The following is a 13,529-nucleotide window of genomic DNA, read 5'->3' on the forward strand; positions in this document are numbered from 1 at the left end:
CATCGAGCGGCGGCGATATAAAGCGGTGAAACGTCATGCAGTCTCCTGCTCAGGATCAGGGGTGCCGATCGGGCGACAAGCCATCGGCATACGAGAGGTCACGCCTTGATTCGCGCATTACGCGCCGGGGGTATCGCGGTCCGGAACGGACCAACGATGCACACGTCCCCGGCGCGGCAGGAGGGGCGTGTAATCCCGGAATTGCCCGTCATCTGTGATGAACTTCAGTGCACAGCATCTGGAGGAGTCCTGTTCAGCTAAGGGAACCGGACGTGCCGGCTAAAAATCTGGACTCTGTGTTGTTTTCAGATCGAGAGCGTCGAGGGGTGCGTGCCACCAAAGGCACGGATTTCTGCACGCGCGACCGCCAGGCGGAAAGGGTGCAGCGACGGCTCATTGAATGCCCGACATCGGGCATGCTGGACGACTGGACGTGCGCCCGGAGGCACATGCTCGTTGCCGCGCAGTTGCAGCCAGCCGAATTGATTGGATGAAGCCAGCCGCAGAGGTGCCCGTGTGAGCGCCCGAAGGCCAGCCTTGATTGCGATGTCCCAGGAGAAGGCAAGGCGCGGCAGGATGAATCGCCTGGGCGCAGCCGGAGGTCGCGTGCGCGACCTCGCCTGGGTGGTTCTGTTACGGGAAGAGCTGCACATTGCAGCGTATTGCCTGAACGACGTGCCGTGCGGCACGACCGCTTTCTCATGCGGGCCAACGCCCGGACTACGCCTTACTTACCGCCAGCAACGCAAGCCACGCATCGACCAGTGTCGGCGACTGTTGCCTGCTGTTTCTTGCCCAAACATCTGGGACGCTCATGCCTGCAACCAGGCGTTTTGAAATCCGCGAACTGCGATGTTCAGATTGAATCATGTTCGCCGGACTTGTGCAAGTGATATCTGCCGATCTTCCACCACATCTTCAGACCTGATACACGAAGGTGAATTTTAACCTTAGGTATCCTGAAAAATTCGGTGTAGCCAGCGCGCTGGGTTGCCATTCCGGATTTCGCATTCTGGATGAGGGTACTTCGCAATGCTCGTACGCACCCCCGCTTTTTCCCGTCTTTATCGGCGGCTTCCCGTGCCCGGGTGCAGGTGCGTTTTGCACGCTCTGGCGCTCGGGCGTGCAGTGCGCAAGGGCACCATGGCCCGCGCGACAAGGCTTTGCGGGCGACCCCAGTCGCGGCCCGGGACTGGAGAGAAAGTCGGCATGAAAAAAGATCCGGGCAAATCGCCCGGTGCAGGCACCGGGCATGAGGGCATTGTCACAGCAAGCGGGAGCATCCCGGGCACGCATTGACATCCGCCTTCACCCAGCTATTCAGGCAGGATTTGATGGCGTTGCATCTCGCTCAGCTGCCGTTCTCATCCGGTCTGTTTGTGGCGCGCACCGTCCTTTCAGGCCAGATGACATCGGCCGGCCATGGCCTGTCTGAGAGCCGGGCCGCACACCCTGGCGGCCGCCTCGGGCGCGCTTCGGATTCACTTCTGAAGCACATCTCGACCATCGTTCGCTGCGTCGGTGATCGCACTGTGCAGGCCAATGAGGCTGACCAATCCGTTTGACCCGTGCCTCGTTCTTCACGACGGTACATACCCGGTCAGAAGCGTTTGAATAATCGTGTCTGGTGACCGGCGAGTGATTTGCCATCCGGAGATTTTTAAATGTCCTGCCCGAGGAAGTCCAATGCGCGCGTGACCTACATGACCGGCGACGTCTCCCGGGGAAAGCGCCCGTCTCACCTTCTTCCCAGCGGCCAAAAACAGGCCATTTCGCCCGTGCTTTCGTCCTCCCGCCGGCCCTCCCACGACTTAGTATTGTGATCACGGTTCGGCGATGCCTGTGTGAGGCGCTCGACCGCTCGATGCCCCCGGTTTTCATCCGAAAGCAGAAGTTTCATGCCGGATGCGAAACACCGTGCCGCGTCAAACAAATCGGCCAGCACCAGTCGCATGCTGCACTGGTGCCGGCAACCCGACCCTTAACAATGCCACAACCGCTGGAGAAAAAAATGCCCCTCAAGATCCTCGTCGGTCACAGTTCGGAGAAAGTCGGCACAACGACCGTCGTTGATGAACTATTAGTGCCCCGTCTAGGCACAGGCGTCGAAGTGCTGCGCGTTGATGCACGTAAGGAACGCGCTGAGGGCGACGGTGATCCCGCCAGACGCTTTGGAGCAAGTGACCCTGTCCCGGTTATCGATGCGCTCCTTAGCGCCAAGAACAATGTGATCGTTGAGGTTGCGGCCACCCAGTTCTCCGCATTCGTGGAAGGATTGCGAAGTCACCCGCAAGCGGTCCCCTTGTTCGACGCGATCATCGTTCCGCTGACGCCCGACGTCCACGTGCAGCAGGAGACAATCGTGCTCGTGAAAAACTTCACCTCGCTCGGTGTACCACCCGGAAAACTGCGCATCTTGTTCAACATGGTGAGAGCCGAGCCAGGGGCGTCGCTCGAGAAGTGCGTCGGCAACCAATTTCCGCAATTTCTCCGGTTCGCGCGAGCGCACGGCGTCAACGTTCGTATGGACGCCGCACTGTGGGAAACGCCCGTTTACTCACAGCTTGCAGCCCACGGCCTCAAGTTGCGCCAGGTGTTGGCCGACAAACGCGACTACGAGCCGCATGTCCAGGCCGCCATCCACGAACGGCGTCTCGAAAAGATCGAGGCCGTCTCAATGACGGGCGAACCCATGGAGCTTCTAAACGCCCTTCGTCACTACCTGCTCGAGAGCGCTGAGCGCACCGTGGACGAGGTGAACGCCCTCGCCCAGCGGTTCGATCAGCTTGTGACCGGTCAGCGAAAGTCGCAGTACAGTGCGATCGCCGGAGACGTTGCCCTGGGTCAGGAGCTGTCTCAACGACATAAGTCCGGCCGGCGCATCGAAGAGATCGCAGCTTCAATCGAGGCGATCCGGCGCGACATCGACGACATGAAGGGCGCTCTCTGACGTCAGGACATCTGGCCCAGGCGTTTTACCGCCATCCCTAGGCCGCTGGACTGCGACAGCCATGATCCGATCGGGATGAGGCGGGCATTGCTACTGTGGATGCGGCGGTTCCCACACCTGCAGCAACATCCGTAACTCGAATCGTGAGCTGTCAATCCGCTTCCGCTGCAGCCGGCTGGTCAACGTATTGATCGATGCTGGCGAGCGCCTGGGCGCAGTATGGTCAGACACGTACCGGCACGCTCCAGCCGGCGCTGAGGCACCAGGCCGCTCTGTTTTCTTGTGATAGCGCAATCCATCAGCCACGCCACGACCGGCCGTTGGCTTCGGATTAATCAGGTGATGGAAGCGGCCCGGATCGGGGAAGTGTCTAACAAGCGCTGAGTGCGACGGGGTCGAGCGTGCGAATCTGGCGTGGCTTTTCGACTGACCCCGCTTTGCAATTCCCGGTGTTCCCATGCGTCAGGAACGCCAAGGAAGTCATCCAGATGTTCGGAGTTGCAGCTCCATACAACCACCCTTCGAAATCCCTGCCATTCGCAGGGCAGTTTGTCTGTGCCGTGTCAGGCAGCGACCGCATCTAGAGCAGCGTCAATCCAAATCCAAACATAAAACCCGTCGTGTCGCTGTCGTCTCTCCCCGTGTGCGCTTTCCCATGCACCGGCGGCCGCCCGCCTTTCCTAGAGTTTGTACGGCTCGCGTACGCCGGGTTCATCCGCAGGGAAATCCTGCGTGTTACTCGAAACGAGCAACAGGGAGCGTACCTGGGCTGACGCCCATACAGTCGCATCGGGCAGGCGAATCCGCTTGTGCTTGCGGATTTCGACCGCGCGACTCGCAATCGCAGTGTCCAATGCGATCACATCGAATGATCCGAGCCATGCACGAATCGCTGGCTCGTCATCCGTCGTGGTCCCAACGAGTATTTCCATCCAGGTAATGGTGCTGATCGCCTTGTTCTCGTGTCGTGCAAGCTCTTTTTTTGCTGCGCCGGCACCGCCGAGATAGTCGATCAGAATGTTGGTGTCGAAGAGAGCCGTTACCATTCCGAGCGCAGTGCCTGCTGGTACTCAAGGCCGTCGAGCTTTTTGCCCTTCCAGAGCCCGAAAACGTCAGCCCCAGGCGCCGCCTTATGCTGCGAGATATACGCTTCAATCGCATCACGGATGACAGCGGCGCGCGGACGTTGCCCAGCCTCCATAAGCACTGCCAACGCCTCGATCTGCGAGTCGGGTAAGTCAATCAGGATTCGGCTCATCAACGCCCTCCTTTTCATGATATACATCTCATATATTATCTGGTGTCACCCTGCAAGAAAATCGCGAACTCGGGCGACCTCCGGATACTTGGCACACGCCACGTTAACGCCAGGGCGCACCGGTCGCTGTCTGCAATGCACTTCACCGCCGATAAGCTGCTCAAGCCGAGCAATCGGTGGATCGTATCCAGATCGGTGCCGTTACCGCGCAACTGGACCGCGACGGTCCGGCACGTGGCGCTGGCCGATCCGCTTTCGCTTCCCGCCTGATGATGCAGATCGCGAATGATGGCTGTCAGGCTCGCGCACCGGTGACTGACCTTGCTGGTTGACGTATGTGGGCGCGTGAACAAAAAGTGTGTGCCGGCGGCCGTCGGAAACAGGGGGGCCGGCCCTGCACACTATATTCTCGCAATGGTCCAGGTGGAAATTTTCGTAGGCATCGTTCGTGTGCTTCGCACGTGCGCCGATAAACTCACCCAACGCTACGAGCGGCTACGGGACTGCGATATCCAGGCGTGAATGCATCGTTCGATGCGTAAAGTGCGTCACGGGCATCTGATGCTCGCTTTCGGTAGACCGGTCAGAGCTGCCCTGGCCGGCGAGCTGATCGGCCGTCGTCACGAGGCGCTTTCCAGGTGGCAACGGCTAGGCCCCGGCACCCATCTTTACGGGCGGCTACAGGTTCAGGAACGCCCGGGCCTCATCGGTGCTGCCGCGACCGCACCAGTCTTCGTATGAATTCGTCGGAGCAACCATCGCCGACCGCTTCTCGCCTCCCGGCTTGTGGAACCGCTTCATGAGCACCTGCCTGAGAGTGACAGCCCAGGATGTCCCGTTCGCTGACCCGATCGTTAGACAGAAACCGATAAGCTGCTCTGCTCGGGGCCCAATCCTGACATGCGAAGGGAATCGTCTGGCCCATGCCTGACATAGCCTTTATATGGACGCCTCCCGTTTGCCAAGAGATTGTGTGTGCTGGTGGACAGGAAGGCTGCAGTTTTATATCCGACCTTGTTGCGGGTCGAACCCGCTGGCCTCAATGGAATCCGCTGACCCACGCCTCATTTCCTTAGCGGGCTGTTAGCCCAAAAGGCTATTCAGGTTTCGTGAGTCCCGGTCTGACCTGTTTGCCATCACACTCAATTACCTTGCGCAACCTTTTGACGTGCCCATCCTTTTGCAAAACTGGTTTATTGAAACGTCGCGCCGGTCATGCCGGTTTGACACTCACGTAACTTCTCTCATACGACCGGTCATGAGCCAGAAGCGCCCAGATCGTTCGCGCCATCTTGTTTGCCAGCGCGACCGTGACGACGTTTGGTGGCCGCCGCTTACTGATTTGCTGCACCCACGGCCCGGGCTCCTTTGCGTGCGTTAGCACCGCCCGAGCGCCATGTATCAGCAGCGTGCGCAGATATGTGTCGCCACGCTTGCTTATCCCGAGAAGTCTCACCTTGCCGCCGGTGCCAACCTGACCGGGCACCAGTCCGAGCCACACTGCAAATTCCCGCCCTGACTTGAACGCCTTCGCATCACCCATCGTCGCCACGGCCGCTGTCGCCGTCAACAAACCGACGCCGGGGATCTCCGCGAGCTTCCTGCAAGACCGGTCTTCCTTCATCCACGCCGACAGCCGACGCTCGATCTCGGCGATCTGTTCATCCAGATCTCCAAGTCGACTCCATCGCTCGCGAAGTGTGTGCACCAGCGCCGCCGGCAGTCGCTCGCTCAGGCGGGCCAGCACGTCAGTCATCGCCTTGTTCAGCGCCGCGCGGCCGACCGCCATCACTTCGCCATACTCCGTGAGCAAGCCGCGCAGGCCATTGCTCTGCATCGTGCGGAACTTGATCAACTGCTGCCGCATCCGGTGCAGTGCCAGCACCGCCTGCTGCGCTTCGCTCTTTACCGCGACCGATTTCACGCTCGACTGCTGCACTGCAGTCCAGATTGCCCGGGCATCGGCCACATCGTTCTTGTTCCCGCTGACGAATGCCTTAACCGTCTTGCCCGGCATCAGTCGTACCTGGTGCCCCATCTCAATCAGCCGGCGTGCCCAATGCTGCGCGCCACCACAAGCCTCCATCCCGATCTGGCACGGCGCGCGGTTCACGAAATGCTCCAGGAACGCCGCCCGCTTGATCTGCTTGCTGATGATTTCACCGGTTTCCGCCTCGACCCAGTGCAGTTGAAAAACTCGTTTCGCAACATCGACGCCGACTGCGGTAAGCTTCATTCGGGTTCTCCTACCTCAAGTGGTACGTTTCAGAACTTCCACTTTGGCACATCTGATGCCGTCGGTTGTGAGAACCCACCTTCCTTCACCCATTCCCCGAACCGCTTCAGTCGCTAGCCCTTACGGGGGGAGGCGTCCATTCCATTTCCAGTACCATGCCGAGGCGCTCGCGTAATCTGGCATCCTGAAATTCGCTTGTCTCGACTTCCGTCTTGAACCAGGGTCGTTCGTCCCCCCGCCGTTTGCCAGCCATCTGTCTCGCGCACTGATCATGACGTATATCAGGCTACCAGGTTGCGTGGCAACGAAGTGGGCAATTGCAGGTTCTACGGCACGGTTACGTTACACCGAGGTCTACACGAGATGTACGAGTCCCCTTTTCCGCGCCAGCGCCTCTGGATCCGGTGCTCGTTGTCTGAATCGACGGAACGCCTCACCCGGATCCCGCGCGTTGCCAACGCTTAAGACATCCCGGTACAGGCGCCGCGCGACGTATGCGTCGAACGGGTCTCCGGCTTCCTCGAACGCGCTGAAAGCGTCGGCTTCGAAGGTCTGCGCCCACAAGTATCCGTAGTAGCCGGCCGCGTACGCGTCTTCCGAAAAGATGTGCCTGAATTGAGACAGGTGCATACTGACATCGGCTTCTCGTGGCGCGCCAAGGCAGTGGAGCACATCCGTCTCGAACGCCTCGATATCGAGCCTTTCCGTATCCCGGAGACTGTGCAGTTCGATATCAACCAGTGCAGACGCCAGATAACGAACAAGCTCAAATCCTTCGTCGACTTTCAGGGACGTGCGTAGTTGCACGACCATTTCCGATCCAATAGGTTCGCCGGTCACGATATGCAGTGCGTGACGTTTCAGGACCTCTGGGTGCAACGCCCAGTTCTCGAAAAGTTGCGACGGGAATTCCGCAAAGTCGCGTGCGACCCTGGTGCCCGACAACCAGCTAAAGCGTACCTCCGACAGCAACGCGTGCAGCGCATGTCCAAACTCATGAAATACTATCCTGACGCCGCCGGGAGTGAGCAGTGTCTGGGTCGCAGGGTTGCTGGAAATTGAAGCGCTATTAACCACTACGGGTAGTTGCGGAGAGCGACCGCTGCTTTGCACACGAAGCTCCGCTTGCCAGGCGATCGGCTGTTTGTTCTCACGTGCGGAATAGTCACCGATAAAGTAGCCAATCAGCTTGCCGTTGCGGTGTACATCCCACAAGCGCGCCTCCGGGTGATGAAGCACCACGTCAAACCGCTCGAGAAAGGTCAGTCCAAACAATCGATTCGCACAACTAAATGATGATTTTATAACAGACTCCAGCTCGAAGTATTGGCCAATCTTCGACGTATCGACTTCGAATCGCCGCCCTCTCGATAATTGGGACAGGTATCGCCAGTCCCAAGGTTCGATCGTAGCCGGCTCGCCAAGCTCAACCGCAAGCGCCCTGAGGTCCTCCAGTTCGCGCACACACAACAACTTCGCTCGGGGCCAGAACTCGCGTAGCAATGACAGTACAGCATCTGGAGTCGCCGCCATGCGATCCTCCAGGGCGAAGTCGGCGTAGCTCTTGTGTCCGAGTAGCCGCGCCAGAGCCAGTCGGAGCGTCGCCATCTCATACGCAATCCCACGGTTATCGAAATCCTGGCCACTACACCGGCTGGTCCATGCGCGCCAGATATTTTCCCGGAGATCCCGCCGTGCGGAGAACGTTAGAAACGCCACAACGCATGGATCATGCAGCGTGAAAACATATGTTGGAACCTGCGTACCTGAGCCAGTAAGTCGCGCGGCATTGCGCACCCATTCGGGAAGCCCTTGAAGGTCATCCTCTGCGGATAACTCCAGCCTGAAGGCATCCGTCGATGCCGTCAGATTGCGGTTGAACATCACATCCAGTTCTGCCAGCCGCTCTTTGAGCGCAGACAGTCGCGCACCGTCCTGCGCACTGAGAGCGATACCAGCCCGGACATAATCCAGGCGAATTCTTTCGAGCAATCGCAACTCGTCCTCGGCGAGACCCATGGTCTCGCGGCGCTCGTACAGGCCACCGAGACGTCGGAAGAACGCCTTGTGTGTGAGCACGTGCGAGCGATGCCGAGCAAGCAGCACGGACACGCTGAGCTCGACCGCTCTCAACTCCGCGGTCGCGACCGTCATGCAGAGCATCTTGAAAAGAGCCGCTACACGTTCGAGGTGACCGCCTGCCTCACCAAAGGCGACGACGGTGTTCTCAAACGAGGCTTCATCGCAACATTTGGCGATGTCGTCAATCCGCGCCATGTGCGCATTCGCCAGTTGCTCGACAGCGGGCGGAAAATGATGCGGTTTGACGCTCGCGAAGGGAGGAAACTGATCGGCTTCTTGCCAATCCAGGAGCAACGGATTTTCTTCCTGATCGTACATTTACACATCCTCCTGTCGGTTCTTCAAAATGGGGGGGGTGAATGGCGCATGCGCACTAGACGGATTCCGGTTGAACCTCACTTTCAAGTCGTCGAGAATCAGAGTTGCGACGACACCGGGGGCCGGGCCTCGGACGATCCCGGAATCATCACATCCGAAGTCCGCAGTTACGTGCCGACCTGGCGCCGGCAAGGTTCACACCGGTTTGCTCACAGGATCTGTGAATGCATCCGGAGTGCGCGCAATAAGGAGCGTTGAGCCGGCAACGGTGTGCGAAAGTGGAGGTCGCACGCCCGGCAATTCCTGCCGGTCCCGTGCGAGCCATGGGAGCGAGCAGGATCGCTGGCCGGGCGTTTGCATGCGCATCAGGTGACCAGGACAACGGCGAGTGCAGGCTTGATGTCTTCCGGCCGGATGTCACGGGTCTGTTCGCGCAGGCGTCGTACTGCTGCCACATCAATGACTTTCTGGATGACTGCGTCAGCGTCAGCAATTGATCGGCCGGTGAGGCAATCAGTCACCAGACGGACCGCCCGCTTCGAGACCCGGTAATCCCTCGCCACCCGGGCAAAGGCGTTGCTGACGTACGCGGCCATGTCGGCTGCTGCCGGTACATCGAAGAAAATCCTCTCCTCGAAGCGTCCACCGCGAAGCGCAGCCGCATCGATCTGACCGGGGTAGTAGTTCGTGGCGGCCACAAACATTACATCCCGCAACCGGCCTTCTGCGCCATCCATCGTCGTCAGGATTTTTTCGGTCAACATCCCGTAGTGCGAGTATTGCCGGTCACGCAGGATCCCGTCCGCCTCATCGAGAAACACGATCGCAGGGCGGATGTCGCGGGCGGTACGGCACAACCGGTCCCACGCTTTCGGATCTGCAATGATCTCGGCTCCCATGATGCTCAGGAATGCCCAGCCAGCGTCCTTCGCGAGTGCCATCGCCGACATCGTTTTACCGGTGCCCGGCGGCCCGGCAAGGATGACCCCAGGTGGCAGTTTCCCGCCTGCCTCTTCGAGGCTGAAGGCGTGCTTCATCCTGAACGCGAGATCACGAAGCGCATCGCGCGAAATGTCTGGCATCAGGATCTCACCGATCGCCTTGACGTTCTCTGGCAGCTTTCCCTTGCGGCCCTGCAGAAGGCGCATCGCACGCATACCGATATCGAACGTCATCGGAGCGCCGAACGGGCTTTCCCGGTGCATCTCACGCAACTGGCCACGCAGGGCAGTCAGCCTCGCCACGCTGAACCCCTCCCAGCGGCTGGCGAGGGATTCGATGGTGCGACGGTCGACGAACTCTTCGCCGAGCCCCCGTACCGAGCGCCAGATGAGCACCTGACGCGCCCTCAGGTCCGGAGCCGGAATCTCGATCCGGAAGTCAAAGCGCCCCTCGCGGATGCCAGCTCCATCCAGCGAGTCGATAAAATTGGTTGCTGCAACCAGGATCACTTTCGACCCGCGCAGCGCCACTGTCTCGGTGAGCATCACGTTGGTGAGATCGCGGTCCATGTGGTGAGCGTGACCGTCCCGTGCCTTGAGGAACGAGTCGATCTCGTCGATGAACAGCACACACGTGTCGAGTTTCCGCGCGGCATTGAAGATCGCCTTCACCTTCTGGGGTGTTTCGTTCACCCACATGGAGGCGGCATCTCCAAAGGCGATGGAGAGAAACGGCACACCGAGCTGGCCGGCGAGTGCCTCGGCGAACATGGTTTTGCCATTTCCTGGCTCACCAAAGAGGAGGATCCCGTTACGCATCGGCTCGCCCCCTTCGAGGACACCCTTTGCAGAAGAGAGAAGACGCCGCTTTGTGTCAGCCATGCCTATCACGGTATCAAACGCGTGTCGCGGTGTACGCACGCAGTCGCTGAAGTCGTACTGCGAAACCGGGGCAGGTTGAGGACGCGGCACCTTGACGGGGGCTATGGGGCGCCCCGGCGGGGCCGCTGGAGCTGGCGTGCTGGATTGCACCGGTGCCGGCGCCGGCGGGGCGACATGTTGGGAGATGTGGTTCTCCCGACCGCCGCCTGGCTGCGGGGTGATCTTCATCGCGAGCGGCACCCACACCTGTGTCCCCTTCACGACAAGCCGGGATGGCGACTTTGCTTGCGAACGTGGGGTGCCGCGCCGATGGTGACCGTATGCCAGTCCAGCCGCTGCTGCGATCACGAGTGCAAGCGCGGTCATGCTGCCCTCCATCAGGACCAGCGGCACCATGCCGGTGGCGAGCACGATGAAAGCGCCCCAGCAGAAGCCTCGCACGGTCGGATTCTGCAACCAGATGCAGAGCGCGGCGATCAGCGTGGCCACAAAGAGGACGATACCCTGGAACGTGCCATGCGTGAGTCTGTGAAATTCGATCGACATCACTGCTAGCGCGAGAATGATGCCGGAGATACGAATCCGACGGCACACAGATAAGAGAGATGGGTTCATATTGATCTCGTCAGGATAGTGAGCGATGGACGTCGTCCCAGGTGGGTGACGTCCTGCGTGTCATTCAGTCTCCGGCACGAAACTGCGGATGCAAGGTGCGATGCCACCTGCCAGTCCTATGACACACGGAGAGCCGCCGCTCGATGCACAGGCGGCTTCCTGGGCCACGGACGCGCACGTGGCGCTGAATTCGCACACGTCTACGCAACTGCTTCGCAGGCCGTCGGCGCATCTGTCGCGTCCAGCGATGTTCCCATGCGAGAGGCCGTGCCTCCTGGTCTCTCGCCATCCGCAGCAGCGGCCCGATCCCCGGAATTCCCTCGTCCTGCAGCCTGAGCAGAAATTCCTCAAGAGTCTGGATTCTTGCCTTCATGAAAATGTCCTATCCCGGCGAATGCGGGCCGCGTGGCCGAAATGCACGGCGCGGCCCACGGGTTTATTTGCCCCGGCGTCTGATCCAGCGGATGAGCTGGATCAGAGGAAGGAAGTAGTCGCGCAGTAACGCACGTACCTCGTCGACGAATACCCACCAGAGCCTGTGTCGGCTGGTCATGGCGAAACCCCAGGTAAGTGGACCACCTGCAGCGGCGGCCCGAAAGTTGTGGAACGGCGCTCAGTGCTGGGCGAGCGGACTGGCCGCCGCAGCTGCTGCGGTATTGGCTGGGGCAAAGTCGAGTGCGACGGGATAAGCCGGGAGATTGGCGATGACCCCGCCACCAAACGGACCGGTCGCGACCCGAACCCGTGTCTGTGCAGAGGGAACGACAGCGGAGGCGATGACATGGTCATCCTTTGTGCAGGTGGCGCGCAGTTCGCTGGTCGAGCGGCGGATTGCGACTGTTTCTCCTCCCCGCACTGACCACGATCCCTGATCGTTGGAGAGGGTGCAGGTGACGCCGGCCACCACGTTGCCCTCTTCGTCCCGCACGCTGACAGCGAGCGACTGAAGATGCCGGTCTTCTCCGGATACGGCATTGGCGGGAGTGATGATATCGACGGGTCCGAGGCCGGCGTCCATCAGCTCGAACTCGGTGACGGGTCGGGCGCTGGTGGTACCGGCGAATACGCTGGTGGACACGAGGAATGCAGCGGCGATAACGGTGCGACTGATGATCTGCTTCATGAGATTCCCCTGGCATTGAGAGTCCGCCGGACAACGATGGCGGTGCGCAAAGTGCGCGGTGGTTCAACGGGCCGGGAACAGGTGAAACCTGTTATCCGGCCGTCCTGTCACCGCGTGCTTCGGTGCGGTGACAAATCCAGGTTCTCATGCGGTTTTGCAGATGCAAGTCGGGGGGCTCCGGAAATGCGGATGGTAATTGCCGTGACAATGAATTGCCAGATCGAGAGCATGTATCGCCCGGGGTGCACCCTGGATCGCAGGATCAATCGGCGTGCGCGCTTGACTGCCAGGAACTCTTCCGTCTGGCCGTGTTCGCCCTGCACGGACACACGCTGGCGAGCAACCTGCAAATTCCACAGATCCGCGGCAAGTCAACGAGAAGCGATCCGTACAAAGGCGACGGCGTAGCCGGGCTCGGGCGCCTCCCGGCAACAGAGCGTGATCGCCTGCGCGATGAGTAGCCGCACACCCTGCTTCTCGTCCTCCTTCAGTGACGTCTTGAAGCTGATCCATGCCACTTCGTCACGCGGCGCCCGACTCTATGAGGCAACGTGTTCGCCCTCGCATCCTCAGCCACCGAAATAACCCTCGCCTTGTATCCCTCCTTGACGAGCGATGTCGCGATCCCGTTGTAGTGGGCTTTCGGAATAAGTCTGCAAAGCTGGCAAGAAAAAGGGCCACTGATGGCTGAACAGGCGTTGGCGTCGGGCAGTCCAGCCAATAACCCAAAGCTGCCAACGAAGACTGATATCGAAGCGCTGTACGAACAGGCGTTTGAATAGTCGGTGACAGGTGGGCGAATTCAGTTATAGGAGTTGATATGTTCGTTGAAGAGCGCATCTACACCGTGCATCCGGGACGCACAAAGGACTTTCCGAAGCTCTACGAAGAAGAGGTGATGGAAATACAGCCGAGGCATCTGCAAAAATTGATCGGGTACCACTCGTCCGAAATCGGCACACTCAATCAAGTCCGTTCATCTGTGGGCGTTCGATGACATCAATCAACGCATGCAGTGCCGTGATCGCATGATGGCTGACAGTGACTGGTAAGTAGTACTAAAAACGTTGTTGCCGTTGATCGCACATCAGGAGGCGCGCATACTACGTCCCGCTTCCTTTTTC

General features: G+C 59.8%; 10 protein-coding genes. 2 read left to right on the forward strand and 8 right to left on the reverse strand.

From position 1 onward, the window contains the following. Positions 1-2,011 precede the first annotated feature (2,011 nt). Complete coding sequence (locus tag P3T20_RS05950) at positions 2,012-2,950, forward strand: hypothetical protein (RefSeq protein ID WP_429286349.1); 939 nt, start codon at positions 2,012-2,014, stop codon at positions 2,948-2,950. Positions 2,951-3,630: 680 nt separating this feature from the next. Here P3T20_RS05950 and P3T20_RS05955 read toward each other — a convergent pair. The 8 genes from P3T20_RS05955 to P3T20_RS05990 all read right to left on the reverse strand — a co-directional run bounded on the left by P3T20_RS05955 (position 3,631) and on the right by P3T20_RS05990 (position 12,405). After that, positions 3,631-3,996, reverse strand: coding sequence for a type II toxin-antitoxin system VapC family toxin (locus tag P3T20_RS05955; RefSeq protein WP_429286350.1), 366 nt, complete (start codon positions 3,994-3,996; stop codon positions 3,631-3,633). Further along, positions 3,990-4,208 carry a ribbon-helix-helix protein, CopG family gene (locus P3T20_RS05960; RefSeq protein ID WP_429286351.1) on the reverse strand — a complete coding sequence of 73 codons (219 nt, stop codon included), beginning with the start codon at positions 4,206-4,208 and terminating at the stop codon, positions 3,990-3,992. Before P3T20_RS05960 ends, P3T20_RS05955 begins: the two co-directional genes overlap by 7 nt. A 703-nt stretch (positions 4,209-4,911) precedes the next feature. Beyond that, entirely contained in the window at positions 4,912-5,142 is a 231-nt protein-coding gene (locus P3T20_RS05965) for a transposase DNA-binding-containing protein (protein WP_429286352.1), read from the reverse strand. 279 nt (positions 5,143-5,421) lie between these two features. Beyond that, the gene (locus P3T20_RS05970) at positions 5,422-6,444 is read right to left on the reverse strand and encodes an IS110 family transposase (protein ID WP_429286353.1); all 1,023 of its coding nucleotides are present in this window, start codon (positions 6,442-6,444) and stop codon (positions 5,422-5,424) included. Between the two features lie 106 nt (positions 6,445-6,550). After that, positions 6,551-6,697 carry a transposase DNA-binding-containing protein gene (locus tag P3T20_RS05975; RefSeq protein ID WP_429286354.1) on the reverse strand — a complete coding sequence of 49 codons (147 nt, stop codon included), beginning with the start codon at positions 6,695-6,697 and terminating at the stop codon, positions 6,551-6,553. A gap of 101 nt (positions 6,698-6,798) precedes the next feature. Further along, on the reverse strand, positions 6,799-8,844 hold the full coding sequence (locus P3T20_RS05980) for a M3 family metallopeptidase (protein WP_429286355.1): 2,046 nt from the start codon (positions 8,842-8,844) through the stop codon (positions 6,799-6,801). A gap of 365 nt (positions 8,845-9,209) precedes the next feature. Next, entirely contained in the window at positions 9,210-11,213 is a 2,004-nt protein-coding gene (locus tag P3T20_RS05985) for an AAA family ATPase (RefSeq protein WP_429286356.1), read from the reverse strand. Positions 11,214-11,895: 682 nt separating this feature from the next. Next, positions 11,896-12,405 (reverse strand): hypothetical protein, encoded by a 510-nt coding sequence (locus P3T20_RS05990; RefSeq protein WP_429286357.1) that lies wholly within the window; start codon positions 12,403-12,405, stop codon positions 11,896-11,898. 820 nt (positions 12,406-13,225) lie between these two features. Between P3T20_RS05990 and P3T20_RS05995 the strand changes: the two genes are divergently transcribed. Then, the gene (locus tag P3T20_RS05995) at positions 13,226-13,402 is read left to right on the forward strand and encodes an NIPSNAP family protein (RefSeq protein WP_429286358.1); all 177 of its coding nucleotides are present in this window, start codon (positions 13,226-13,228) and stop codon (positions 13,400-13,402) included. The last annotated feature ends 127 nt before the right edge of the window (positions 13,403-13,529 follow it).

The sequence above is a fragment of the Paraburkholderia sp. GAS206C genome, from assembly GCF_050435645.1.
GTDB classification, from domain to species: Bacteria; Pseudomonadota; Gammaproteobacteria; order Burkholderiales; family Burkholderiaceae; genus Paraburkholderia; species Paraburkholderia phenazinium_B.